Annotated in this window: 16 protein-coding genes and 2 pseudogenes; 6 read left to right on the top strand and 12 right to left on the bottom strand. The window is 68.8% G+C overall.

The features are described from left to right. Positions 1-28: 28 nt before the first annotated feature. The 6 genes from PZE19_RS11330 to PZE19_RS11305 form a co-directional block, all read right to left on the bottom strand. The gene (locus PZE19_RS11330; protein WP_277860727.1) at positions 29-1,123 is read right to left on the bottom strand and encodes an alpha/beta hydrolase; all 1,095 of its coding nucleotides are present in this window, start codon (positions 1,121-1,123) and stop codon (positions 29-31) included. A 402-nt stretch (positions 1,124-1,525) separates the two neighbouring features. After that, positions 1,526-1,681 (bottom strand): hypothetical protein, encoded by a 156-nt coding sequence (locus tag PZE19_RS11325; protein ID WP_277860726.1) that lies wholly within the window; start codon positions 1,679-1,681, stop codon positions 1,526-1,528. Between the two features lie 79 nt (positions 1,682-1,760). Beyond that, positions 1,761-2,591 carry an alpha/beta hydrolase gene (locus tag PZE19_RS11320; protein ID WP_277860725.1) on the bottom strand — a complete coding sequence of 277 codons (831 nt, stop codon included), beginning with the start codon at positions 2,589-2,591 and terminating at the stop codon, positions 1,761-1,763. A gap of 710 nt (positions 2,592-3,301) precedes the next feature. Then, complete coding sequence (locus PZE19_RS11315) at positions 3,302-4,378, bottom strand: acyl-CoA dehydrogenase family protein (RefSeq protein WP_277860724.1); 1,077 nt, start codon at positions 4,376-4,378, stop codon at positions 3,302-3,304. Positions 4,379-4,864: 486 nt separating this feature from the next. Next, positions 4,865-5,131, bottom strand: a complete 267-nt coding sequence (locus PZE19_RS11310) for a DUF4915 domain-containing protein (protein WP_277860723.1) — start codon at positions 5,129-5,131, stop codon at positions 4,865-4,867. Between the two features lie 806 nt (positions 5,132-5,937). Next, positions 5,938-6,882 carry a hypothetical protein gene (locus tag PZE19_RS11305; RefSeq protein ID WP_277860722.1) on the bottom strand — a complete coding sequence of 315 codons (945 nt, stop codon included), beginning with the start codon at positions 6,880-6,882 and terminating at the stop codon, positions 5,938-5,940. A 1,095-nt stretch (positions 6,883-7,977) separates the two neighbouring features. Between PZE19_RS11305 and PZE19_RS11300 the strand changes: the two genes are divergently transcribed. Then, positions 7,978-8,766: a hypothetical protein gene (locus PZE19_RS11300; RefSeq protein WP_277860721.1), complete on the top strand. Its 789-nt coding sequence runs from the start codon at positions 7,978-7,980 to the stop codon at positions 8,764-8,766. A 270-nt stretch (positions 8,767-9,036) separates the two neighbouring features. On the opposite strand, the gene PZE19_RS11295 is transcribed toward PZE19_RS11300, so the two are convergent. From PZE19_RS11295 to PZE19_RS11270, 6 genes and pseudogenes are all read right to left on the bottom strand, one after another. Continuing rightward, positions 9,037-10,002, bottom strand: a complete 966-nt coding sequence (locus PZE19_RS11295) for a DUF1801 domain-containing protein (RefSeq protein WP_277860720.1) — start codon at positions 10,000-10,002, stop codon at positions 9,037-9,039. Positions 10,003-10,223: 221 nt separating this feature from the next. Further along, the gene (locus PZE19_RS11290) at positions 10,224-11,630 is read right to left on the bottom strand and encodes a carboxymuconolactone decarboxylase family protein (protein WP_277860719.1); all 1,407 of its coding nucleotides are present in this window, start codon (positions 11,628-11,630) and stop codon (positions 10,224-10,226) included. A 68-nt stretch (positions 11,631-11,698) separates the two neighbouring features. Then, positions 11,699-13,030, bottom strand: a pseudogene (locus PZE19_RS11285) (carboxymuconolactone decarboxylase family protein); the annotation flags it as partial. 78 nt (positions 13,031-13,108) lie between these two features. Then, on the bottom strand, positions 13,109-13,504 hold the full coding sequence (locus PZE19_RS11280) for a hypothetical protein (protein ID WP_277860717.1): 396 nt from the start codon (positions 13,502-13,504) through the stop codon (positions 13,109-13,111). Positions 13,505-13,534: 30 nt separating this feature from the next. Beyond that, positions 13,535-14,527 (bottom strand): DUF1559 domain-containing protein, encoded by a 993-nt coding sequence (locus tag PZE19_RS11275; RefSeq protein ID WP_277860716.1) that lies wholly within the window; start codon positions 14,525-14,527, stop codon positions 13,535-13,537. A 276-nt stretch (positions 14,528-14,803) separates the two neighbouring features. Next, the gene (locus PZE19_RS11270; protein ID WP_277860715.1) at positions 14,804-15,259 is read right to left on the bottom strand and encodes a hypothetical protein; all 456 of its coding nucleotides are present in this window, start codon (positions 15,257-15,259) and stop codon (positions 14,804-14,806) included. A gap of 250 nt (positions 15,260-15,509) precedes the next feature. Here PZE19_RS11270 and PZE19_RS32925 point away from each other — a divergent pair. The 5 genes and pseudogenes from PZE19_RS32925 to PZE19_RS11245 all read left to right on the top strand — a co-directional run. Then, positions 15,510-16,397: pseudogene (locus PZE19_RS32925) on the top strand (DUF11 domain-containing protein); the annotation flags it as partial. A gap of 82 nt (positions 16,398-16,479) precedes the next feature. Then, positions 16,480-18,741, top strand: a complete 2,262-nt coding sequence (locus PZE19_RS32920; protein WP_277860713.1) for a ChbG/HpnK family deacetylase — start codon at positions 16,480-16,482, stop codon at positions 18,739-18,741. Positions 18,742-19,177: 436 nt separating this feature from the next. After that, positions 19,178-21,823 (top strand): hypothetical protein, encoded by a 2,646-nt coding sequence (locus PZE19_RS11255; protein ID WP_277860712.1) that lies wholly within the window; start codon positions 19,178-19,180, stop codon positions 21,821-21,823. A 261-nt stretch (positions 21,824-22,084) separates the two neighbouring features. Then, entirely contained in the window at positions 22,085-24,652 is a 2,568-nt protein-coding gene (locus tag PZE19_RS11250) for a tetratricopeptide repeat protein (RefSeq protein WP_277860711.1), read from the top strand. Continuing rightward, positions 24,649-25,506, top strand: coding sequence for a DUF4159 domain-containing protein (locus tag PZE19_RS11245; RefSeq protein ID WP_277860710.1), 858 nt, complete (start codon positions 24,649-24,651; stop codon positions 25,504-25,506). The genes PZE19_RS11250 and PZE19_RS11245 overlap by 4 nt, the downstream gene beginning before the upstream one ends. Positions 25,507-25,512: the final 6 nt, after the last annotated feature.

The raw sequence follows: 25,512 nt of genomic DNA, 5'->3' as shown, positions 1-25,512 counted from the left end.
AACCCTTCCACCACTCCGGCCTCGCCACCTACTTCCCCGCCTTCGGCGAATACCCCTTCCACACCCACTCGATGGCGTGCGGGAGGAACTGCTGCTGGGCGTTGCCGACGCTGTGCTTGGCCCCGCGACAGAATAGGTACTGGTACTCGTACCTCTTGGCCTTGAGCACCTTGGCCATGCGGTGGTTGGCCTCGACCCAGTCGTGCATCCCGTCGCGCATCACGTTGGGGTTGAGCAGGTCCGCGTCGCCGACGGAGATGAAGATCCGGATCGGCTTCTTCGGGCTGTCGGGGATGAGCGTCTCGTGGAATCCCCAGGCCCCGCCCGGGTGTCTCGGGTCGAACGGCCACGCCTGGTTCACGAACGTGCCCGAGGTCGTCAGCACGCGGTGGTAGAGGTCGTTGCGGAACCAGGCCATGATGAGGGCCGCCGAGCCGCCGGAGCTGTTGCCCATCGCCGCACGGCCGTCCGGGTCTTTCGTCAGCTTCACCCCGCAGTGCTGCTCCACCCGCGGCAGCACCTCGGCCTCGATGTAATCGGCGTAGTCGCCGTTCATGTTGTCGTATTCTCTGCCCCGCTCGTGCCCCTGGGCGTCGCCGCCGCCGTTGCCGACGGAGATGAGGACGATCGGCGGGATCCGCTTCTGGTGGATCAGGTTGTCGAGGATGGTCTTGAAGCCGCCGGCCTGGCCGGGGCCGTCATGGACCACCATGAACGGCGCCTCGGTCCCCGCCTGGTACTGGGCGGGTACGTAGACGCCGACCTTCCGCCTGTAGTCGATGGGGTGCGTCTCGACGATCAGCGTCTTCGGGTTGTTCGGGTCCACCGTCCCGAACTTCTCGCGGGCGACGCCGGGGTTGAAGAGCTTGGTCTCCTTCGAGTCGATCTCGAACTGCTCGACCTTCCCTTCGGGCACGCCGTCGACCTTTTTGCGTTCCGGCGCGGGAACGTAATCCGGCCCGATGACGAAGTCGTCGTAGGCGTCGAGCGGAGGATTCTCGCCCGGGTTCAAAACCTTGAAGGGCGGGGCGCCCGTGTCATCGAACTTGCGAACCGGCGTCTGTGCGAAGACGCTGGGACATACGAGAACGGGGATCAAAGCGGCCAAAAGCGATTTGAGCATGGAGTCTCTCGACTGGCGGGGGTCCGTCGCGGCGTTAGGGTGCCTCCTGTTTACCCGATTCCGCTTCGGTCGGCACTAGGCTGGAGGACCCCACCACGGAAGCATGACCAGTCCCGGCCCGCGCGGAACCAGGATAAATCGGCTGCCGCCTGAAGCGCGTGGCGCGACGGCTCAAGCCCAACCGGCCGCGAGCCGATAAAACCCCCGTGCTTTTCCAGCGCCCCGCGCCAAAAACTCACGCTATCCGGCGGTTCGTCCGCCCGATATTGCACCCGCCGCGAGCGGCAGGCGAGGCACCCACGACCGAAAGCCGGGTAGGCGACCCCTACCCGGCTTTCGGTATTTGGAGAGTCCGCTATCGGCTCGGCGTCTTCGCTTGCCCGTCACCTCACCACCCCGAATTCACGCTGCCGCATTGGCGATCAGCAGATCGATGCCGCGAGCGATCCGCACGGTCAACGTGGCGATATAGCCCCGACGGCCGAGCTCGGCCGCGACGAAGCAGGGGCCTGCGGCGCCCGATAAGCCGGGTGGCAGGCGGGTTGGATCTTCCGGCATGCCAATCACCCCGCCGCTTGCCTGAGAGGACCCCGGCGATCCCGCCGATGATCGCTCCGAGCGACCCCGAAAGAGACGCCTACTTCGAGTCTTTCACCTTCGTCAGCAGTTTGTTGACCCGGAGCCACTCCTCGAGGCGGTCCATGAAGTGGTCGGCGCCGCCGCCCTTGTTCCCGAATCCGTGGGCGCCCGTCTGGAAGACGTGCAGCTCGGCCTGGCCCTTCGCCTTGCGGTAGGCGGTGAACAGATCGACCGACTGGGCCACGAACCCCGCGTCGTCGGCGGCCACCGCCAGGAAGAGCGGCGGAGCGGGGTCGGGAATCTCCTTGATCTCGCGGATCCCATAAATGAGCGCCACGAAATCAGGACGCGTCTCCTTCGGCCCGAAGAGCGCCTCCGCCGTGACCATGCCCCCGGCCGAAAAGCCGATCATGCCGACCCGGTCGGCCCGGTAGCCGAACTCCGAGGCCTTCTCCCGCACGAGCTGCACCGCGCGCCTGCCATCCTCGGCCGCGAGCTTGACGACCTCATCCCTGGCCGGGGCTCCCGGGGCATTGGAGGTCAGACGATATTTCAGGACGAAGGCATCGACTCCCATGGCGTTGAGCCGCTTGGCGACGTCCGCCCCCTCGTAGCTCATCATGAGGGCCCGGAACCCGCCGCCGGGGGCGACGATCATGGCCGCGCCGACGGCCTGGCCCTTCTCGGCCGGGTAATGGAGCAGGACGGGCTTGACGACGTCGGTGACGATCGGCAGGCCGTTGGGCGTGGCGGCCGACTTCTCCTCCCAGTCCCACTTCTCCGAGCCGGGTGCGGCGCCCTGGTAGAGCGGAATCTCGGAGGGCGTCTGGGCGCCCGCCGCTGCGGCCCACGCGATGGCGATGGTCGTCAGGCAGATCGTTCGATTCATCGTCGGCTCCCTGTCGTCGACCCGGAGGACGGCCCGTGCGGCCTTCACTGGATGATAACAGAGGGGTAAGCCGGCGGAAGCGTGGGGACGGCCCGTGAGAGAGGATGCGGCGGGCGTCCCCGGCCGCAGGACCTGCCGACGGCGTAGGCCCTTCTTTTCATCGCCGGGAAGCCGGGAGCATCCGCCCACCCCGTGCTTCTCACGCTCGCCCACCAGACGCCGAAGGTGCCGCGATCGGCCCGGCGGTCCAGGAGCGCCGCGAGCCGTAGGCGGCCTCGTCGAGGTAACACCCGCCCTCGGCTTCGTGGATATTTTCCGGCGAGCAGGTGGCGGAGCACCCGGCCGCCCGGCCGATTCTGGACGCGGATCGGAGTGGCCGGGGAGGCGTCGATCGCCCCGGCTTCGCGGAGATGCTCGACAATCCTACCTTACTTCCGCCTTGCGACCGCCGCGACGGCGCCAGAGCTCATCGATCGGCTCCGTGGGAGTGGGTTTCGACTCTTGGACACGGAGAGGATTCTTGCGTAGAGGGCGGCGATCCAGGTCGCTCTGGAGCGGGATCGAGAAGCGACCCGAGCTGATCGTCCAGTTTCCCGGGAACCGAATCCCGATCGTTCCTCGCTCTTCCGTACTGCGGCCCTTCCTGCGCAGGGCGAAAGGCGTCCTTGCGTTGCGAGTTCTGTCGGGACCCCTCCAGAAGGGCCGCGGTCTCACTTCGAGACCCTCTTGTCGCTTCGAAGCAGGAGATCGAGGTTCGCCGACCGCAGGTCCCGCGTCTGGGCGATGAGCGAGTAGACCATCGCCTCACGGAAGAGGCGCTGGGCCGGATGCCCGAGCCCGTTCGCCGCCCCGCCGCCGACGACGACGGCCGCGTTCGACGCGCGCACGCCCAGGTCGATGCACCTGGCCCGCAGGGCGGTCGCGTCACCCCGCTCGTCCGCCGGAGTCGCGGGGTCGTCCCAGCGGTCGACGGCCGCCCGCATCGACTCCACCTCTCGTTCGAGGGCGTCCGCCGCATCGGCGATCAAGTCGTCGCATCGACCGGACCGCATCGACCCGACGGCCGCGCGGGCCGCCCCGAGCGACAGGGCCGTGAAGAAGATGTTCGCCCGGTCGGTGTCCGCGGCCAGCTCCGCCGGCGTCATCGTCTTCACCTGACGCTCCGGCTCGACGCGTAGGGCCCGGCACTCCAGGGAGACCGTGGCCGAGGCGTTCATGGCGCAGAGGCGCGCCGGGGGGGATGCCTGCAGGTCCCCCCGCTCCGAGAGCGGGACCAGCGCCCAGGCCGACCGGCCGTCGGGCAAAACGCCGGCCAGCAGGACGTCGTCGGCGAAGCCCCAGCCGGTCATCCAGGGGGCGGTCCCATCGAAGATCCAGGCGTCGCCCTCCGCCAGAACCCGCAGCGGCGGCGGCCCCGGTCGTCGCAGATGGGAGAAGGCCAGCGAGCAGAATCGTCGGCCCGCCGAGAGATCCGGCATGAGCCGATCTTTCAGCGGCGCATTGGAACAACTCGCGAGATGGCGGCAGCCCACGATGTGCTGGTAGTAGATGAAGGCGGTCACGCCGCATCCCGAGGCCACGGCGGCGAGGCAGTCTCGGACGACGCTCGGCGCGGCCCCCTCGCCGCCGTATTGGGGCGGGGTCGTCAGGCCCAACAGCCCGGCCTCGGCGAGGCGCCGGATCTGCTCGACCGGAGGTCCCGTCGCCATGTCCGCCTGGTCGGCGCGAGGTGACAGGAACTGGGATGCTATGGCCGCGGCTTGTTCGACGAGCGGGACGCCTGACATGTCCTGTCCCCAACGCCGGTCGTTTCGGATGAAGTCGGCGGGACCCCCGGATCCGGGTCGCGCACCTGTGCGGAAGTTATAACCCACTCGGGTCCGTGCCGTCGCGATCGAAAATTGAGGTTCGACGCGGAGGCCGACCGTCGTCGCGACATCGGCGAGCGGTGCATCGCCCGACGACGTTCGCATTCACGCCGGCTTCGGCCTCGAATCAACGTCTGCGGACGAGGGCGGCTTGATTCCCGGCGAACTGCATCGCCAGGGCCGCATTGATGGTGCGTACGCCGACCTAAACGCTCGCCGGCGCCGGCTGCGTCGACGTCAGGGAAGAGGCGCCGCGCGGGCCGTGTTCGATCGAGCGCGGGCCAGATCGCGATCGGCGTCGTAGACGGCGAAGCAGTTCCTGCTCCAGACCTGGCAAAAAGGGCGATTCCAGCAAGCCTGGCCGTTCCTCACCGGCAGAGAGGCCACGGATCGCCCGTTGGACTGCTAGATCGTGACGGTCCCGCCGTGGCGCCTGTTCGATCGCCGCCCGGCCGGCGCGTCGGTCTCGCCCAGGGCGGTCGCCAGGCAGCGGCTATCGGGGGCGAAGCCCAGCCCGTTGAAGTGACACCGGTCGTCCGGGGCCGGTGCCGTCATGAAGTCGGAACTCCATCGCGGCGGGAAGCTGTGCCAGGGGTCGATCGTGCAGAGGCAGGAGCATCGGGTGATGACGAACCAGAGTTCGCGGCGATGCCAGGAGGACCCGACCACCATGGACGGCTCCATGAGTCGTGGGTTGGGGGGTTCGTCGGTGGCCGGCCGCGGGGCGACGTCGCGGAGCGGCAGGCGCTCGGGAGGGAGCTTGAATTCAAGCCAGGGGAGAGCGTCTCTTCCGTATCGGCCTCGACTCCCGAGGAGGCTCCGTCGTCGAGCCCTCTGGGATTCCCGAAAATCCCGCGATCCCGGCCCTTCCAGGAAGCCCGACGCTTGACGACGGGGCGATCGGCCCGCAGGAGCGTCGGCCCCCGTCGCAACGCCGCAGACACCGTTAGAGGATCTTCCAGGCGATCGCCATTTAATACTCAAGATTCATGTATAATGTTACATAGTTATTCGTGTTGATCCTGTCGTGGCGTCGATATCTTCAGCATTAGCACCGTGCCCTACGCGTTGCAAAAGTCGCAACGCAAGATCATCTCGATTTTGCGTGACGCCGGTTCGTGTGCGATCCCCGGACTCTCCATCGGAGGTGCGGATCGCGGCCCGGAACGTCTGCGGCGTGGAGCCGGAGGCTCGGACTCGGGCGACTCGTCACGGCCGCCGTCGAGCGAACCGACGCAGGTCAGGCCGGCGAGCCGCGAGATCGCCGGGCGCGGGCGCGACGTGCGGCCGGGGCATCTCCGAACGAGCGGTTCCGGCCGGGCGCGCCGGGGCGATCGCGGACGCCCGTGGTTTCGACGACCTCGCGTCGCTGGTGGAGTCGCGATCGGGCGAGAGCTTCGGCCCGCACGGTGCGTGGCTCCGCGTTCGATCGGTCCCTCGGGCCGCCCGCCATCCATGTTGCGTACTCGACCTGGAATTCAACCCTCGGCCGCTCCCGTCCGCCGGGCTATGATCCGATCGAGCGCATCGGGGACGAGGCGTTCGGCGAAGCCCGCGGCGAACGACCAGAGCAGCAGCTTGAACCAGTCGACGCCGGACACCGGGCCGGTGTGGCGGATGAAATCCGCGAAGGACAGGTAGCCGTCCGCCGGGCCCGCCGTGGCGATCTCGGGGAATGCGATACCCTTCAGCAGCCCCGCGCCGAAGATCAGGTAGAGGATCGCCGCGAAGATGGCCCCGCTGCACGGGGCGAGCAGCAGGCTGCCCTGCGCCTGCTCCCACGCCAGGCTGGTGGCGATCGGGTCGCCGTCGCCCCGGGCCTGCTCCATCCGGTGCAGGACGCTCATCGTCGCGCCGACCAGTCCCGTGAACAGGACGAGCACCAGGGACGGATTGTGCTCGCGGTGGACGATCGCCAGGTATGCGATGAAGCTCAGCGACAGCGTGAACAGCACGGCCCCGATGTAGCGGACGAAGCGGATGCGGAACCGCTCCCGCACCGGCTGGAGGCCGTAGTACCAGTGCAGCTCGCCCACCAGATGTTCGACGTCGGCTCGCACGGCCGCCTCGGACGCCGTGGCCGGGTCGGGCGGACCCGACGCGAGGTAGGCGTCATGGCGTGCCCGCCCGGCGATGTCCCGCAGGCGGTCGCGGTAGGCCCAGGCGTCGCGCCGCAGGCGGTCGATCGGCCGGAGCTTGAGCAGGGCCAGTTCCAAAGGGTGCAAGTCGGCCCGGTGATGCTTCGGGGCGTGGAGGATCGCCTCGATCGTCCGCCTGGCGTCGACGTCGCCTTCATCGGGCGGCAACCCCTGGTATTCGGAGACCAGGTAGTCGAAATAGACCCGGTCGAATTCGTGCAGCCGGTTGCGACTCGTGCGGGCGGCGTGGTGATGATGGCTCACGGAAGGCTCGACGTTGCTCATGGAAGGGCTCGAAATTCCTCTTCGCTTCCCTGCCCCCGAATCGGGGGTGGATCGCTGGCTGGATATTCGCAAACCCCGGGACGGTATTGGCCCGGTCGGGGACTGGCGTGACGGAAGCGGCATACTCATTCGATCGACTCCGCGTAAAACAGCGAACTCTCCGCGGCGGAGGGGATTCGTGGGTGGAAGGAGAAGATCGACGGCCTGAATTGCCGTCGGGCGGTCCAGCACGGTTGGATCAGTCCTGGAACGGGCTTCACCAGCGGTTCATCTCGACCGTGAGGATGCCGGACCTGACCATGAGGTCGTCGGTCCCCAGCCCGGCGGTGAGAACGGCCGCATCATGGGGCGGCCGCTTCGTCCAGAGGGCGCTGCGTGCGGCCGCTGCCTGTCGCCGGCGGGGGTGAAACGTCCTGCGGTTCCTGACCGATTTTTTCCGCGGGCCCGCTCGCTGCTTGTTTGATCCGGTCGGCGGAGTCCACCGGCGGTCGCCGTCGCATCGACGCGATCGTCGTCGGCTTACGATGTCTCGACTGCGACGAACAGGCGGGGTGAAGATCGATGACGATACCCTTCGGCCGGATTTCCATCCAAACAAGGGGTCGATTCCCCTTCAGACACCGCTTCCGGCTACACCTCACTGAGGCGATAGCAGCCCTCGTAGAACCCTCGCCGAGAAATCGGGGACGACGACGAGCCGCTGTTTCGAGTCAGTGCCAGGAGAAGGCGTGGGTAGCGCTCGCTCCGAGGCTCGGGCGCGGCAAGGACTTCCGCCGCTACCGCCCGGCCGAGGTCGCTCAGTCCGGCTCAAGCCGGGGTCGAGGGAACTCGCGGGGTGCAGGCCCGTGAGGCTCGGGGAGCTTACCTGGAGCGACCGGCAGGCCGTTCGGAAAACCAGGCGGTCGGCTCAGCCACGCGCGGGTGGCGACTCGGCCGGGACGCGTTTCGGCGAGGGGGCGTGCGTTCATGCATCATGTGGAGGAGCCGGTGCTGCGGCCCCAACGGCTGGTTGACGACGTCGCAACGGCCGTCACACCATCACATGCCGGTCCGTCTTGTTTGGTGCGGTCCCATTCCAGCAGCCAGGAGCCTCGCATGCCAGACCTCGATCCCACCGAAATCACCGAGCAGATGCGGACGTTCCACGCGGAGGACGTGGCCGAGCAGTCCTCGTGGATGCTGCACAGCCCGATGTGGCGGACGATCTCGGCGCGTTTCTACAACCTGCACAGCATCGATCTGCGCAAGCACGTCAAGTCCATCGTCAAGGTGAACTCGACGATCAACGCCGGCTTCGACTTCGTGCCGGTCGACGCCGAGAGATGGGCCGACGCGCTGCAGCACGGGGGATTTCAGCCGGATTCGCGCGAGCGGGTCCTGGGCATCCTGCCTTCGGTGGGCGCCATCGCGGCGCTGGCGACCCATGGGCAGGGGTACCGGGAGAATTCCGAGCCGAGCCTGCATTGCGCGGTGGCGAAGGACTATTGCAACGTCCACCTCGACAACATCGGCATCCGCCTGGGCAGCTACAACGCCAACGCGCCTCAACACGTCGCGGACGAGCTGATCTGGCAGGACAAGATCCTCCCGGCGATGCTGACGATCGGCATCTCGAAGCACTTCGTCGACCTCCTGCGCCGCGTCCACCCGATCGTGCCGAACCTCCGGCAGGTGACGGCGGTGACGAAGGAATGGCAGCCGCGCGTCGGGGCCGAGCTCGACCTCGCCCGCGTGCGAAGCCGGGACGCGTCGAAGCAACTTCGGGTCTACATCGACTTCTCGCACGCGTGCAGCAACTCGACGTGCAAGCTGCTCAACAACATGCAGGGCAAGACGTACAACGACGATCGCGTCATGTTCACGATCGAGGTGACGGGCCTGTGAACGTCCATCGCCCATGAGGAGGCCGGTGAGGACACGGTCTCCCCGCAAGGTCGATGATGACGGCACACGGATCCGGCGGTGGGCACACGACCCGGAGCAGGGGCCCCCCACGCAAGGTGACCGGCCCCGCCGGGAAGCCGTCCGGTTTGCACCCCCCGAACCGACCTGGGACTTCGGAGAGCCCGTTCGCCCCAGGTTTCCAGGATGTCGAACGCGTCCCTGGCTGGGGGTCCGACGTCGGGGCGAGGGCGAGTTTCTCGGGACGGTCGGTTACGGGATCCAGCCGGGCAGGGCGGCGGCCTGTTTCAGCCAGTTCGCCAGCTGCGCCTCGTCGAGAAGTTCGCCTTCGCGGACGTCGATCCAGCGCGCATCCTTGCTGCGTTCCGTTCCGCCGGGCGGGATCGGCTGCAACGAGGCGCCGCGAAAGAAGGTCACCTTGATGTAGAGGTTGAAGGCGTGGAATGACAGGAACCAGCCCAGGCCGTCGACGCCGTAGAACGGCGAATTCCACTTCACGGCCTTGCGCACGTCGGGCACGTTCCGCACGATGAGCGCGTCGAGGCGCCGGCCGAGGTCGCGCTTCCAGCCCGGCAGTGCGGCGATGTAAGCCTGCACCGGGGCGTCGCCGTCCGCCTTCGCGATCCGCGGGTTGCCGCCCGAGAGCAGGACGACGTCAGCGTTCTCATCGGCTCGCGCCTTGATCGGCCCGACCGCCTTCGCATCCGGCCCGGCCTTCTTCGCCGGCACCCCGTTCCGGGCCGCCGCAGCCTTCACGAGCGCCCTGAACGCACCCGCGTCGACCTCTTCCCCTTCGGCGATGTCGATCGCCCTTCGCGTCTCGCCGTCCAGGCTGGAATTGAAGAGGTGCGACGGGTCCGGGAGGCTCGCCCCCCGGGCGAACGTGAGCTTGACGACCTTCTTGTACGTCTCCCCGGTGCAGACGATCCCATTGTGCGACCAGACCGGAACGCCCGCCATCGCATTCGACGGCTTCTTCCATTTCCGTTCCTCGACCATCTCGGGGACGGCTTCCAGGATCAGCGCACGCATGCGGTCCAGGGTTTCCTCGCGCCATCCCGCCGAGTCGTGGAGTCGCCGGTCGTCGCCTGCAGAGGGTTCCACCGGCTTGGCTTTACCGCCTGCCTTCGGCGTGGGCCTCGACCTGGCGGCCGACTTGCGCGGCTTGCTCGCATGCGACGTTTCCCCGGACTCGGGCTTGGCGTGGCCCTCACTCATGATTCGTCCCCTATGGGTGGATGTCTTTCAGGTCGTTCGAGGTGTTCATCCCGGATACGACCAAGGTACACCATCCCGTCCCTACAGGACCGGCCCGCGCGGGGACGAGGCGGTCGCGAGGCCGGCATCGAACGGGACACGGAAGCGGTGAGGCAGGGAATTCCTGAAGACGCCGCCGCTCGGCAGGGTTGCGGCTCCGAGCGGCGGCGATCCAGGAGGGTTCATCGCCCCGAGGCGGCGGGCGCGGGCTTAGGCTGCGTTGGGGCCTCGGAGTAGTAGTCGAGGAAGACGTTGTCGCGCTCCAGGCTGAGCTGGAAGCCGTTGGAGACGCGGACCATGTAGTTGCATCGCGAGGCGTAGACCAGGACGTTCACCGCCCGGTCGACGCCGAAGTCGCGCTGGATCGCCTCGACGTCCTCGTGCGTGACCGATGCCGGGCTGCGGGTGAGCTTGCGGGCGAACGCGAAGACGCGCTGCTCCTCGGGGGGGAAGGCCGACCAGTCGTCGCTCGCCAGGGCCTTGCTGCGCTCGGCGATCTCGGGCTTCGTCAGGCCGGCCACCTCCCAGTTCATCTCGCAGTGACCCATGCAGTAGGGACAGTCGATGGTCTTGGTGACGACCCAGAAGAGGCCCTGGGACAGCACGCGGTCGAGCTTGCCGCGCGACTCCGCGCCGGCGGTGCGCATCAGGGTCTCCCAGGCCGAGGCCAGTTCGGGCTGGTGTCCCAGGCAGACCAGCGTCCAGACGATCCGGACCGGGTTCTTGCTGGGCGTGAAGTCCTTCGGCAGGCTGCGGACGACCTCCTCCCAGCTCGGCACGCGCACGCGAGTCGTCCGGCCCCGCTGGCGCTCCAGCTTCTCCTGCAGCGCGTCATAGCCGACCGCGGCCCACTCCGGTTCGTCGGCGATCAGCTCCTTGCCCGTCGGCTTGCCCAGCGCCGTCCTGCTCTTGGGGAAGGAGAGCATGTGCGACTGCGTCGCCGACGGGGCGAAGGCGACGTCGAGGGGGGGCAGGGGGCCGTCGGGTTCCAGGGGCGAGCCCAGGCAGGCGAGCAGCCGATCCTGGAAGTTGGAATACGCCATCAGGAGGACCATCGCGACGACCTTATCCTCGCCGTAATGGCCGACGAGCCTGGCGAACTCGGCGTCGGTGACGTTCGACGACTCGACGGTCATCTTGCGTGCGAATTCGAGGGCCGCCTTCTCGGCCTCGGAGAGCCTGGCGTGATCGGCCTTCTGCAGCGCGTCGATCGTCGAGTCGTCGAGGCCCGCGCGGCGGGCGTCGGCCAGCGCGTAGGCCTCGGAATAGTCGCAGCCGTTGGCGTGCGCGGCGACCCAGCGCATCTGGGCACGGAGCTTGGGGTCGATCGGATTGCGGGTCCGATGGACGAAATCGAGCCGCAGCAGCGCGGCGGTGGTGCGCGGCAGGGGGCCGGCGAGGGCCCGCGCCCACGACGGCAGCGGCTGCCCGGAGCCCGACTCGACCGGCGGCAGGGCGCGCCAGGCGTCCTCGACGCCCAGCAGGGGGATCGTGGGCTCGCGCCCGCGGGAAGGGTCGGCGGACTCCGCGGCGGGGAGCAGCCCCATGGCGAGGACTCCGAAGAGGGCGAATCGCGTGACTCGATACATCAATAAACCTCGGTGTGATGGTCCAGGGGGCGGGTCGTCGAGGGAGAAGCGAGCGGGCCTTCGCAGGCTCATCGCGGCTTGCCCTCGGCCTCGGTCGCCTTGGGGTAGAAGTTGCTGAAGACGTTCTCGCGTTCGAGCGGGAGCTGGAAGCCGTCGGACACGCGGGTCATGTAGAGCCCGCGGCAGAGCCACCAGAAGGTCGCCATGGCGACGTCCGGGCCGAGGTCCTTCTCCAGCACCTTGTAGTCGGCGGCGGTGAGTTCCCACGGGGTCTTCGAGAGCTTGCGGGCGTAGGCGTAGGCCCTTTGCTCCGGGGGGGGGAAGGCCGACCAGTCGTCGCTCGCCAGCCTGCGGGTACGCTCCGCGATCTCCGACCTGTCGAGGCCGGCGACCTCCAGCAGCATCTCGCAGTGGCCCATGCAGTAGTTGCACTGGATCGCCCGCGTCTGGATCCAGAAGAGGCTCTCCTCGAAGATCCGGTCCGGCTTCGTCTCGGCCCACATGGTGCGGGTCGCGTGGTTCCAGGGGATCGCCAGCTCGGGGACGTAGCCCAGGCAGACGAGGGTCCAGACGATCCTGATCGGCCTAACGGTCATCGCGGGAGGGAGCGACTTCTTGACGTCGTCCCACGACGGGATCGGCAGTCGCGGGGTGCGGGCGCGCTGGCGTTCGAGCCGCGACTGCAGCTCGTCGTACGACGCCTGCGCCCACTCGGGATCGCGGTCGACGACCGTCTCGCCGGATTCCAGCAGGTGCTGCTTCGCCTGAGGGGGCATGGGCGGCGGCGTGAGCTGGAGCGCGCCCGGGGCGAACTTGACGTCGATCGGCGGCAGCGGGCCGCCGGCCTCCAGAGGGACTCCCAGGCCGAGGAGGATGCGGTCCTGGAAGTTGCCGTAGGCCGCGAGGAGGACCATCGCGGCCACCCCCTTGTCGCCGTACTTCGCGCGAAGGCTCGCGAAGAGTTCGTCGCGGATCGTCGGCGCGGCGATGGTCAGGAGTCGGGCGAATTCGAGCGGCTCGCGATCGGCCTCGGGCCACTGGTCGGGGTCGCCGACCAGGGCCTTGATCGCGGAGCTGGGGGCGCCGGCGCGGTCGAGGTCGGCCAGGGCGTAGGCCTGGCTGTACGCGCAACGGTTCGACGCGGCGATCACCCACCGCATCTTGGCACGCAAGACGGAATCGAGCGGGCTCCGGGTCCGCTGGGCGAAGTCGAGTTCGAGCATCGCGGCCGCCGTGCGGGGCAGCCGCGCGGCGACGGCCTTGGCCCAGGTCGGCAAAGGGCCCTCGCCCCCGCGTTCCGTCCTGGGCAGGCGTTTCCACCCCTCCGCATCGCTCGTCGTCGTCGCGGCGTCGTCGCCGCGCGCCGTGGGCGGTGCCGGCAGGACGCCCACCAGGAGCGCAGTTCCGATCAGAGGGATTCGCATGGACTTGAAGATCATATCGAGTTCCTGTCCGTCGAGTGTGTAGCGTGCCCGGGATTAGAAGAGGGAGCGGAAGACGGTGACGATCGGGTCGGTGCCGACCTTGTAGACGACCTGTTCGCGGACCTCTTTGCCCTTGGGGTCTGCGAACCAGAGCTTGACCGTGAAGGCGCGTTCCGAGCCCGACGGCTTGCCGCCGCCTTCGACCTCGAACTTCTTGAGCGCGTCGCCGCGCTCCCACCTGGCGTCCGAGACCGTGATCGGCGGCGAGCCGCCCTTCGCGGCCTCCACGCTCTCGCCCTTCAGCCAGGCGGAAAGGGCTTGATCGAGCATCTTCCTGGCCTGGTCCTCGTCGGCCGCGACCGGCGCGGAGCCGTCGCAGCCCGCCGCGACGAGCAGGAGCAGGGGCGCGAGGAATCGCAGGCCGGCCCGGCCGTAATCATGACGACGCATGAGGTTGTCTCCGATTCGTTGGGATGGTGGTCAGTACGAGTCGGACGAGACGACCTCGCCGCCGTTCATCGAGCCGAGGGCCCGCCAGGTGTTGCGGTCGATCGAGTCCTTCACGAACCGGACGGAGCCGTCCGCGAAGCCCACGTTGACCCCGCCGGGGTGCTTGCTGCCGACGGTCATCACCAGCCGCGTCGGCCGGAAGTAGCACGACTTCTTGTTCGGGGTCGAGATGTGCTTGTAGATCGACGTGTGCAGGAAGCCGTCCAGCCAGGGGGCCCCGCTGCCCGACTCGCCGCTCGTGGAGACCAGGGTGGAATCCCAGGCCTCGCAGCTCTGCGACGCTTCCTCCGGGGTCGCGGGGAAGACGTTGGTGTTGTAGACGTCGCGGCTCGGCGTCGCGATCCCCTGATTGAAGTCGCCCAGCAGGCGTTCGGAGGTCAGGCCGGTGTTGCTCGTGCCGTCGGTGATCTGCGAGAGCCGGAGCGATCGCTCGGCGAAGAACGGGCCGTCGGGCGCGGGGAGCATGGTGTTCGTGTTGCCGGTGTCGGTCTCGGCGTAGGAATAGGCGATGCTCGACCCCTCGCTGAACCGGTAGTTGACGCCGGCGGATTCGACGGGCGCGACCTGGCCGTCGGACGGGCAGAGGAACGGCGCGACCACGGTGCGCTGGGCCGTCGTGTTCCCGTCCTGGGTCGTCATCGTCAGGTTGAAGTTGATCGACGAGAAGATCGTCGACTGCTCCATGAACGGCAGGATCATCGAGAACCCGGAGAAGTTGTATCGCGAGGCGACCGTGTAGGGCTGCGGCGGGCGCACGCCGCGGCCGATCGGCAGCCGGCCGTGGACGTCCGCGTAATTGTGGACCGCCAGGCCGAGCTGCTTCAGGTTGTTGGTGCACTGCATCCGCCGGGCGGCCTCGCGGGCCGATTGGACGGCGGGCAACAGGAGCGCGATCAGGACGGCGATGATGGCGATGACGACGAGCAGTTCGATCAGGGTGAAGGCGCGACGGGGCTTCCGCATGGAGCCCTCCTTTCGGGGTCATGGGTGCGATTCGAATCCGTTGAAAATGAGGCACGAGAAGGCGAACGCTCGAGGCGCGGCGTCGGCGTAGACGCCCGCGGCCCGGCGCGGGGACGACGGTTCCTGAGGCATCACCGAGTCGGGACGGCGAGCGTGCCCTGCCGGCGGCGTGCGGTGCCGAGGCGACGGCGACTCACGACGGACCGGCCGCGGTGTACGCGCGATCGCTGGACGGCGCGCCGGTACGTGCCGACGCCGGGCCTGCGGGTGATGCGATCAGGCGATCGAAGGGGCCGGCGTCCATCGCGGCGGGTGGAAGACGGGCTCGCCCCGATGGATCGGGCCGAGGGTGCAGGAGGGTGGGAGGGTCGGCGTCGAGTCGATCCTCGACGGCGACCGGCGCGGGACGAGGCAGGCCCAGGCCTCGACGAGCTTGATCGTCGTGACTGGCGGCGGCGTCGGCGAGGCCGGCTGGCCCGAGCACGAGGGCCCCGAGCAGGGAGCCGGCCGTCGCGGGCCGTCCGGCGTCGACGGGGCGTCCGTCGAGGCTTCGGCCGACCCGGCGACCAGCGGGTCGAGCCGATGGGCGAAGGCGTCCGCCGCCGAACGATGCTTCACATAATGCGCGCAACCGGCCTGGGCCTGCGACGGCGCGATCAGGCCCGTAACCAGGAGCGACAGGATCGCCCCGGCCCAGAGTCCAACCGATCTCGCCGGCGCAAATGCCTTCATGATGCTCGGGATCGCGTCTCGCAGAGGTCGGCTTCGGTGAATCGAAGAGGCGGAGGTGGCGGATCGACCTCGATCGAACAGGTGAAGCTATCCAGATCCGACCCGCGCCGCAAGCCCTCGCTCGCGTGGCCGACGGATTTTCCGAATCGGGGTGCTGCAATCCCCTTTCGCAGGGGCTCGGCGGGCCGTCGGCGTCGCCGCCCGGCCGGGGCGAAGGGCCGCCGACGTCGAGCGACGAATCAATAAATCGATGATTCGCGTGTCCCTTCGCGACGCCGTCGTCCCGGCGGACCGGAGGGACGTCGCGCGGGCGTGGACGAGGGTGTTCGGGGCCGTTCATCCAACAAGATCCTCGGCCGATCGCCTCACGATCACCGCCCGCGTGAACGGGCCGGGCCAGGATGACGACGTGGCTTCGGTCGCCCACTCCGACCAGTTCGACCCGGTCCCCGGGAACAACACCGCCTCGGTCGTCGTGACGCCCCAGCAGGCCGACCTCGTCGTGGCGAAGTCGAACGGCGAGGAAGCCCCGAACGTGGGCGCGACGATCGGCTACCTCGTCACCGTCACCAACGCCGGGCCGAACGACGCCGCCGGGGTCGTGCTCGGCGACCTCCGGCCGTCCGGACTCTCATTCATGTCGGCGACGCCCGGGCAGGGGACCGATGACGCCGGCACCGGGATCTGGACGGCGGGCGCGGTCCGCAACGGGGCGACGCAGAGCCTCACGATCTTGGCGATCATCGTCGCCGCGGCGCACCAGACGAAAGTCGCCGCCGCGGTCTACGCCGACCAGTACGACCCCGACCCCGGCAACAATCGTGCGAGCAGCACGACCTCGCCTCAGCAAGCGGACCTGACGATCATTAAGTCGGTCAGCAATCCCACGCCCGACGTCGGCGAGACGATCACGTACACCGTGACGCTGATCAACGCCGGCCCCGGCGCCGCCACCGGCGTCGCGGTCGCGGACGCCCTCCCGGCCGGTCTGCAATACGTCTCGTCGATCCCCAGCCAGGGAGTCTACGATCAGGCGGCCGGGATCTGGACCGTGGGGGCGATCGGTCCCGACGCCCGTTCGACGCTCCAGATCACGGCCAGAGTGCTCGACCCCGCCGCGCAGACGAATACCGATTCGGCCGCGCATTCCGACCAGTTCGATCCCGAGCCGGGCAACGACGCGGACAGCAGCACCGTGCGGCCTCCAGGCCGACCTCGTCGTGTCGAAATCGGTCGACGACCCGACGCCGAACTTGCGCCAGACGGTCTATTTCAGCGTCCAGCTGCGGAAGGCCGGGCCCAACGCCGCCACGGGGGTCTCGCTGGCGGACCTGCTCCCCGCCGGCCTGCCATTCGTCTCCGCGACGCCGAGCCAGGGGGCCTACGACCCCGGGACGGGCGTCTGGACGGTCGGCCTGGTCACCACGAATGCGGCGCGGACCCTCGTCGTCGCGGCCCAGGTCGTCGCCCCGGGGGCCGGGACCAACACGGCGACCGTCGCCCACTCCGATCACTTCGACCCGAACCCGTCGAACAACACCGCCAGCGTCACGGCGACGCCTCAGCTCGCGAATTTGGTCGTCACGAAGTCGGCCAGCGACCACATCCCCGAGGTCGGCGATCGGTCCATCTACACCGTGACGGTGAGCAACCAGGGGCCCGATTTCGCCGCCGACGTGATCGTCACCGATTCGCTCCCGGAAGGCATGACCTTCCTCGCGGCGAGGACGAGCCTCGGGAGCTACGATCCCGCGACCGGACGGTGGGTCGTGGGCGGGCTGGATCTCGGCGCGGCCGCCACGCTCCACATCCTCGTGAGGGCCGATTCCGCGGGCGTCGCGGTCAATCATGCGGGCGGCTCCGCCGATCAGTTCGACCCCGACCCGTCGACCAGCTCGGACTCCGCGGCCGTGGCGGTCTGCCTGGTGACATCGCTCCAGGTCGACTTCATCGAGCGGTTCGGCTGCCACGCCCAGCCGACGACCCTGGTCCTCGCCTTCAACACGCCGCTCGACCCGACGCGGGCCCAGGACGTTCGCAACTACCAACTCATCCAGATCGACGCCCACGGACGCTCCGTCGGGCCGCCGATCGCCGTCGCCTCGGCCGCGTACGACGCCGCGGCACGGACGGTGACGCTCCACCCGGCGAGGCGGCTCTACCTCTACGGGCGCTTCGAGCTGACGATCAGCGGATCGCCCCCGGACGGCCTGACCAGCACCCTCGGCGTCTACCTGGGCGCGACCAGGCCGGGCGCGCCCGGGACCGACCAGATCCTCGTCTTCGATCGCCAGATTTCGGCCGGGCCGAACCGCGCCCCACGTCGTCGTCAGGCCGTCGCACGCCGTGGTCGTGAACACGGCGCACCGACCGGCGGTCGTCCATTACGCCGCGAGACTCTCCACAAGGGCCGTCGAAGCGGTCCTCGCGACCGCCAGGTTCCGGGTCGCCTGATCGGCGCGAATCGGAGGGCGGGAGTGGCTTGCAGTCATGTCGGCTTCGGGGCATCCTGGGGCCGGTCGCGCCCTCGGTCCCAGCCTGCCGGAGTCCACCTCATGCCTCGCGCCTCGATGATCCTCGCCCTCCTGCTGTCGCTCGCTTCGGTCGTCGCCGCCGCGGACGACCCGAAGCGCTACCTAATCATCCACGCCGACGACGCGGGCATGTGCCACTCGGTGAATCGGGGCACGTTCCAGGCGATGGAAGGGGGGACCGTCTCCTCGTGCAGCGCGATGATCCCCTGCCCGTGGATCAAGGAGTTCGCCGAGTACGCCAAGGCGCATCCCGAGCTGGACTACGGCGTCCACCTGACGCTCAATTCGGAGTGGTCGGTCTATCGCTGGGCGCCGGTCGCCGGCCGCGAGCGGGTGCCGAGCCTGGTGGACGCCGACGGATACCTCCACAGCGGCGTCGAGGCCGTGGCGAAGTCCGCCAAGGCCGAGGAGGTCGAGATCGAGCTGACCGCCCAGATCGAGCGGGCGCGGGCGCTGGGCATCCCGCTCAGTCACGTGGACACTCACATGGGGGCCGTGGTCACCCGGCCGGACCTCCTCGAGGTCTACGTCCGGGTCGGCATGAAGTACGACCTGCCCATGCTGTTCCTTCGCCCGATCGACGGGCCGATCGGCGAGGAGTACCCCGCCTTCCGCGAGCGCGGCAAGGAACTCCTCGCCGCGCTCGATGCCAAGCGGCTGCCGGTGCTCGACAACCTCGTGCAGTTCTACGGCGGCGAGACCCACCAGCAGCGCCTCGAGAGCTACATGAAGGCGTTGCGCGAGCTGCCGCCGGGCGTCAGCCAGTTGATCATCCATTGCGGCGTCGATGACGAAGAACTCCGCGCCGTGACCAACAGCTCCGCGCGCCGCGACGGCGACCGGCGGATCTTCACCGACCCGGCCACGGCCGCCGAGATCAAGAAGCTGGGGATCGAGATCATCACGTGGAAGCAATTCCGGGCGATGGTCCAGAAGAAGGCCCCCTGACGCTGGACCCCGCCCCCCCGCTCGGCGATGAGGGCCTCTCAGCATCGCGCCGGCCGAGGCTCGCCCCCACATGGACGGCCGCTCCTTCGTCGACCCGGCCCGTGGACGCGCGGAGGTCCCGCCGCCTCTTCCGCATTTCTGTCGCGCAGGCGGTGCCGGGCCGCCTCAAGACCCCCGTCGCTTGATCGTCGCGGTCGACGCCTAGGACGCGGAAGCGGTCTCGGCGGCGCGAACCGTTGTTGATCGTTTTCACCACAAAAGAGAATCTTGAGAATTCGCTCGGGTTTGTTAATCTGGGTAAGCCTGCGAAATCTTGGCGACGGATCCAGTGGGGCCTCAGGGGGCTGACTGGATTCGCTCCAACTGTTCCATCGCCGCGCGGCGGCCGGAAGCAGGTCGGAACACCACGAGTGCGTCCTGGGGAGAAGGCTTGACCATGATCAACGAGACTCTGGCCTCGAGGTTCTTTCGCGTCATCAACGGCGGGCTACGTAAGCCTCGGCGTCGCGCCTCGTTCAAGCCCGCGTATCTGATGCTGGAGGATCGCCGCCTGCCGGCCGCGATCGTCCCGATCCCGCAGACTAACCCCAGGGTGGCCCTGTCGACGATCTTCTGGAACGGCGAGCCGACGCCCTTGAATTCGGCCGGCCTGGCGAACGTCCCGGCGCCGGCGTCGGTCGGCGCGGCCAAGACCGTCACGATCACGAACGGCAGTTCCTCGACGATCTATCCCTTCCTCCGGGGCCAGAACGGCGGGATCGATCCCAACGCCACGCCCCAGGCGCCGTACGATCCCCAGGACCTCGCGAACAAGGAGTTCCGGGAGTACATCGGCTACACCGGGCCGGCCGGCCGGCAGTACCTGGGCCTCCCCGCCGGCGCCTCGATCACGATCCAGGTGCCGCTGGCCCTGTGGGACGGGGACAACCTCTTCATCGCGACGGACGGCTCCAAGCTGACGTCGCCCAGCCTGTTCGGGTACAACCCGAAGGCGTCCATCAGCATCGCCGCGGCCGCCCCGGTCAGCGGGACGACGTGGGTCCAGGGGAGCAGCGGCTATGCCGCCGGCTTCAAGCCTCTGGTCATGTTCTATTTCTCCAATCAGCCCCTGACGTTGCCGAACGACGCCCCCGCGCAGCTCACGGAGTTGACCTTCCGCGACCAGTATCTCACGAGGTTCATCAACGATCCGAACCAGACCTTCCCGCTGATCAACTACGACGTGTCCTACGTGAACAACATGGTCGCGCCCGTCTCCATGGAGGCGAGCCACGCCCCGATCACCTACCAGACGAACCCCAGCCCGGCCCCGCCGACGTATTTCGGCTACCAGGACTTCGGCTGGCTGGCGACGAATCGCACCACGACGACCTTCGAGGGGGCGATCTCCAACTTCACGAAGAACGTCGGGAGCGCGAGCGTCGGGCAGTATTTCGGCGGCAAGGGCTGGCCCGAATACTACGACCCCAACCCCGCCAACTTCAACATCCCGTCCGGGGCCAACCTGTTCGACAACAGCCCGCTGACCGTGCACGGCGGCCTCGTGCACACGTCGACCTACGACCCGAACCGGTGGCTCCTCACCAGCAGCGGCAGCGCCCCGATCCAGGCCGGGGGCGGCGGCTTCGGCCAGCAGGGGTTCACCAACGCCCAGTTCCCCAACCGGCTCTACTTCAACAACACCTCCCCGCGGTTCGTCAGCGACTTGCAGGCCATGCTGAAGGCCGGGACCGTCAACCTCACGTATCCCGGCCAGTCCCAGGTCCTCGCGACCGTCGGCAAGCTCGTCCCCAACCCCAACGGCCGGCCCTACGTCACGCTCAGCGGGAAGATCGAGTCCAGCGGCCCCTCCGGCAAGGTCTACGCCTTCACGCGGACGGCCACCGACTACGCGACGACCGCCATCACCAACCTCTGGTATTCCTGGGCGCAGTATTACGTCCAGCAGCAGCAGAGCCTCGCCCCGGCGTCCGCGCAGGGGACCCTCAACTTCGCCGGCGCTTATGCGACCAACCGGATCACGCTGACCTCGGCGCCCACGCTGGCCGTGGGGATGACGGTGTCCGCCCCCGCGGGCGTCCCGGCAGGGACCACGATCCTGAAGATCGTCGGGAACGACGTCTACCTGAGCCAGATCCCCGCCGACGACACGCCGGCGACCCAGGAATACTCGTTCGGCAAGCCGCAGCCGATCGCGTACGACCCCAATTACACGACGCCCTACGCGCTGACCTTCACGGCCGACGCGACCGCCGCCGCCACGCAGTTCGCGGGCTCCGTCTACGAGGCGATGGCCGTCGAGGCCGGCGTTGATCCGCTGCCCCAGCCCTATCTGCCCTACTCCATGGGCGTGGTGGCCCAGGTGATCCAGTTCTACGCGAAGATCCCCGGATACGACCGCAAGAACGACACGGGCTCCGATCTCGTCGGCCAGGTCCGCGACGTCGTGAAGTCCATCCTGCGCGGGGTCTACGATTACCAGGCGGTCCCCGATCAGACGAAGTGGTATCCGAATCCCAGCCAGAAGCCGGTCGGGCTGACGAGCAACCAGAACTTCAACGTGTTCAACCTGGATCCGTACGTCTGGTTCGTGCACGACGTGCAGCAGATGTCGGCCTACGGCTTCTCCGTCGACGACGACGTCTCCAACCCCACCGCGACCGGCCCGCTTTTGGCCGCGGACGGCACCGCGAACCATTATCCCAACGCCCTGCAGATCCAGTTCGGGGGGGCCGACAAGCTCGGCAACAAGAGCCAGTGGTTCCCGACGATCCCGTGGGGGACCCTGAACCCCCCGACGGCGACGCTGAGCTTCCTCGACGCCCCCGGCAACGCGTACGACGGGGCCCCGATCGTCACCTTCCAGGGGGCGAACGCGCTGACGTATTACAATCAGATCAACAATCCCGGCGCCGGCCAGGTCGGGGCGACGATCTCGGCCCCGGGATTCCTGCCGCCGGGCACGCAGCTCATCCACAAGGGCCCGGTCTCGGGACTCAACCCGCAGATCGTCCTGCAACTCCCCAAGAACACGACGATGACGCCGACCGCCACGCCCATCCCGGTGACGATCACCGCGTAGTCCCGGCCTCAGCCCCGGTCGGCCGACGACGCGTCGGCGGGCTCGAATCCCGCCGACGCGTTTTCTTTTCGAACGGTCGATGGGCGGCCGCGCGCGTCGGCCTTCCGGTCGCCGGCGGCGGGGGTGCGATTTTTTCGGCTACGGTCGCCGGGCGAGGTTGGGCTATCATGGGCTCGCGGGAAAGAGCCCTGGCGTCGCATCCGAGAGGAGGCCCAGATCGTGCACCGTTCCTGTGGGGATCGCCCGAGGCTTCGGCGCGTCATGGCCGTCGCCATTGCGGTCGTCTGGGGGGCCGCCGGATTCCCGGCGTCTCCCGCCGAGGCCGCCGACCTCGACGAGGTGCAGCGCCTCTTCCGGACCGGACGGTACGACGAGTGCGCCGCCGAGGCCGCCAGGGAAGTCGCGAAGGGCTGGCGGGGCGACGACTGGTACGTCCTCAAGATCCGGTCGGAGCTGGCGAGGGGCCGCTACGCGGAAGCCGGGGCTTCGCTGACGGAGGCTCGGAAGCGCTACCCCGCGAGCCTGACGCTGGACCTCCTCGGCCGCGAGGTCCGGCGCTACGACGCCCGCGCCGGCGACGGGGCGGAGGCGTCCTCGACGTTGATCGAGCGGATCGTCGTCAACGCGCCCGAGCGTTACGACTCGCCCGACGGCCGGGTCGCCCTGGGGCGTTATTTCCTGCTCCGCGGCGCCGACCCCAAGAAGGTCCTCGACCGCTTCTACGACCCGGTGATGAAGCAGCAGCCCGACTTCGCCGAGGCCTTCTACGCGGCGGCCGAGCTGGCGCTGGACAAGCAGGACTACTCCCTGGCCGCCGACACGTTGCGGGCCGCCCCCAAGGACGCCGCCGAGGACCCGGGATTCCACCTGCTCAAGGCCCGGGCGCTGGCCGAGGGGGACCACGCCGGGTCCGCGGCCGCGCTGGCCGAGGCCCTGCGGATCAATCCCCGATACGTCGACGGCCTGCTGCTGAAGGCCGACGGCCTGGTCGACGGCGAGCGCTACGCCGAGGCGGCGGAGGCGCTCGACCGGATCGACGAGGTCAACCCGCGCGAGCCTCGCGCCTGGGCCTATCGCGCGGTCCTCGCCCACCTGCGGGGCGACCATGACGGCGAGGAGTCGGCCCGGCGCTCGGCCCTGGCCCCCTGGGCCGGCAACCCCGAGGTCGACACGCTGATCGGCCGCAAGCTCGCCCAGAAATATCGGTTCGCCGAGGGCGAGGCCTCGTTGCGGAAGGCCCTGGCGCTCGACCCTCAGTATCCGCCCGCCCGGGTCCAGCTCGCCGAGACCCTGCTGCGGCTCGGCAAGGAGACCGAGGGCTGGAAGCTCGTCGACGAGATTTTCGCCGCCGACGGCTACAACGTGGTCGCCTTCAACCTCACGACGCTCCGCGACCGGCTGTCGAAGTTCCGCACGCTCGAAGCCGACGGGCTCGTCGTCCGCATGGACCCGCGCGAGGCCGACCTCTACGGCGACCGCGTCCTGGCCCTGCTCAAGGAGGCCCGATCGACGCTCGGCGCGCGATACGGGGCCATGCCGCCGACCCCCTTGATCGTCGAGATCTTCCCCCAGAAGCAGCAATTCGCCGTGCGGACGTTCGGGCTCCCGGGGGCCGACGGCCTGCTGGGCGTCTGCTTCGGGCCGGTGATCACCGCCATCAGCCCGGCGTCGCAGGGGGAGCACCCCTCGAACTGGGAGGCCGTCCTCTGGCACGAGCTTTGCCATGCGGTGACGTTGACCAAGACGCGCAACACGATGCCGCGCTGGCTGAGCGAAGGGATCTCGGTGTACGAAGAGGGCCTCAAGAACCGCGCCTGGGCCACCCAGACGACCCCGGCCCTGCGCCAGGCGCTGCTGGGCGAGAAGCTGACGCCGCTCAGCCGGCTCAGCTCGGCGTTCCTGGAGGCCAAGACCGGCCAGGACCTGCAATTCGCGTACTTCGAATCGGCCCTGGCCGTCGAGTTCCTGGTCGAGAAGGCCGGATTCCCCGCCCTGAGCCAGGTCCTGGACGACCTCGGCGCGGGCAAGAATCTGGACGCGGCGCTGCCGTCGCGGACCGGGACGACGCTGGATCAACTAGACGGCGAGTTCGCCGCGTTCGCGAAACGGAAGGCCGAGGCCGTCGCCCCCGGGGCCACCTGGGAGGAAGTCGACCTGCCGGCCGAGGCCGATTCCGCCGCGCTGACCGCCTGGATCGCCAAGCATCCGACGAGCCATCCCGGCTGGCGTCGGCTCGCGACCCGGCTCGTCGCCGAGGGGAAGTGGCCCGAAGCGAAGGCGGCCCTGCTCAAATACCAGGCCCTGTACCCGGACTATGTCGGCGCGGAGAACGCGTATATGCTGCTGGCGGAGGTCGACAAACGCCTCGGCGACGTCCCGGCCGAGCGGGCCGTCCTGGAAGACCTGGCCGCGCGCGACGGCGACGCGACCCCGGCCCAGGCGCGGCTGATCGAGCTGGACGAGGCGGCCGGCGACTGGGAAGGGGTCGCCGCGAACTCGCGACGCCTTCTGGCGGTCAACCCGCTCATCCCCGCCCCCCACCGCGCGCTCGCCCGCGCCGCCGAGAAGTTGGGCCGTCGCGACGAGGCGATCGCCGCCTACCGCTCCGTCGCCCTGCTCGACGACACCGACCCGGCCCAGGTCCACCAGAGCCTCGCCAAACTGCTCCGCGAGGCCGGCCGGCCGGCCGACGCACGGCGCGAGGTCCTCAAGGCGCTGGAGGAGGCCCCGCGGTTCCTCGACGCCCATCGGCTGCTCCTCGAGATCGTCGACGCCGATTCGTCGAAGCCGCCCGAGACGCCCAGGCCCAAGGCCGAGGACGCGCCATGACCCGGATGCGAAGGCTCTCGCTCGTGGCCCTGATCGTCTGCCTGCCGACGCTCGTCGCCGGCGTCGTGCTCGCCCAGCAGTGGGGCCGCCGCCGCCAGTCGCCGATGGACGGCATCCCCGCCGACCGCGCCGGCGTGCCCGACTGGAAGGTGAACGAGCGGTTCGAGGAAGACGTGTTCACCTTCGTGCGCGTGCAATACGGCTCGTACGGACGACGAAGGGGAGGCTGGGGGGGCGGCGGCGACTGGTTGACCGACTGGCCCGACAGCGACCTGAACTTCTCCTACCGCCTGCAGCAGCTCACCTCGCTGAAGGTCGACCCCAAGCCGATCTCGCTCGCGCTCACGGACCCGCGGCTGTTCGACTACCCGTTCCTCTACATGATCGAGCCGGGCTCGCTGGTCTTCGACGAGGAGGAGGTCGTCGCGCTCCGCCGCTACCTGCTCAACGGCGGCTTCCTGATGGTCGACGACTTCTGGGGCGACGACCAGTACGAGAACTTCCACCGCGAGATCAAGCGCGTCTTCCCCGAGCGCGAGCCCGTCGAGCTGCCCCTCGACCACCCCGTCTTCCAGTGCGTCTACAAGCTCAAGGAGCGGCCCCAGGTGCCCAGTATCCACACCTGGATGGCCACGGGGCTGACGTACGAGGACCGCTGGCCCGGTTCGAGCGAGGTCCACTACCGAGGAATCTCCGACGACAAGGGGCGGCTGATGGCGATCATCTGCCACAACACCGACCTGGGCGACGGCTGGGAGCGCGAGGGCGAGGACCCCGCCTACTTCCGGGAGTTCGCCGAGAAGAAGTCGTATCCCATGGGGATCAACATCGTGACCTACGCCATGACTCACTGATCGATC

It is taken from the genome of Paludisphaera mucosa (genome assembly GCF_029589435.1).
GTDB lineage: Bacteria > Planctomycetota > Planctomycetia > Isosphaerales > Isosphaeraceae > Paludisphaera > Paludisphaera mucosa.
Note: the sequence above shows the minus strand (reverse complement) of the source record. Positions and strands in the feature narration are given on the sequence as shown.

Bases quoted from the DNA above. Each gene is read 5' to 3' on its own strand.
- PZE19_RS11330 (WP_277860727.1), bottom strand. From the start codon at position 1,123: ATGCTCAAATCGCTTTTGGCCGCTTTGATCCCCGTTCTCGTATGTCCC.
- PZE19_RS11325 (WP_277860726.1), bottom strand. From the start codon at position 1,681: ATGCCGGAAGATCCAACCCGCCTGCCACCCGGCTTATCGGGCGCCGCA.
- PZE19_RS11320 (WP_277860725.1), bottom strand. From the start codon at position 2,591: ATGAATCGAACGATCTGCCTGACGACCATCGCCATCGCGTGGGCCGCA.
- PZE19_RS11315 (WP_277860724.1), bottom strand. From the start codon at position 4,378: ATGTCAGGCGTCCCGCTCGTCGAACAAGCCGCGGCCATAGCATCCCAG.
- PZE19_RS11310 (WP_277860723.1), bottom strand. From the start codon at position 5,131: ATGGTGGTCGGGTCCTCCTGGCATCGCCGCGAACTCTGGTTCGTCATC.
- PZE19_RS11305 (WP_277860722.1), bottom strand. From the start codon at position 6,882: ATGAGCAACGTCGAGCCTTCCGTGAGCCATCATCACCACGCCGCCCGC.
- PZE19_RS11300 (WP_277860721.1), top strand. From the start codon at position 7,978: ATGCCAGACCTCGATCCCACCGAAATCACCGAGCAGATGCGGACGTTC.
- PZE19_RS11295 (WP_277860720.1), bottom strand. From the start codon at position 10,002: ATGAGTGAGGGCCACGCCAAGCCCGAGTCCGGGGAAACGTCGCATGCG.
- PZE19_RS11290 (WP_277860719.1), bottom strand. From the start codon at position 11,630: ATGTATCGAGTCACGCGATTCGCCCTCTTCGGAGTCCTCGCCATGGGG.
- PZE19_RS11280 (WP_277860717.1), bottom strand. From the start codon at position 13,504: ATGCGTCGTCATGATTACGGCCGGGCCGGCCTGCGATTCCTCGCGCCC.
- PZE19_RS11275 (WP_277860716.1), bottom strand. From the start codon at position 14,527: ATGCGGAAGCCCCGTCGCGCCTTCACCCTGATCGAACTGCTCGTCGTC.
- PZE19_RS11270 (WP_277860715.1), bottom strand. From the start codon at position 15,259: ATGAAGGCATTTGCGCCGGCGAGATCGGTTGGACTCTGGGCCGGGGCG.
- PZE19_RS11255 (WP_277860712.1), top strand. From the start codon at position 19,178: ATGATCAACGAGACTCTGGCCTCGAGGTTCTTTCGCGTCATCAACGGC.
- PZE19_RS11250 (WP_277860711.1), top strand. From the start codon at position 22,085: ATGGCCGTCGCCATTGCGGTCGTCTGGGGGGCCGCCGGATTCCCGGCG.
- PZE19_RS11245 (WP_277860710.1), top strand. From the start codon at position 24,649: ATGACCCGGATGCGAAGGCTCTCGCTCGTGGCCCTGATCGTCTGCCTG.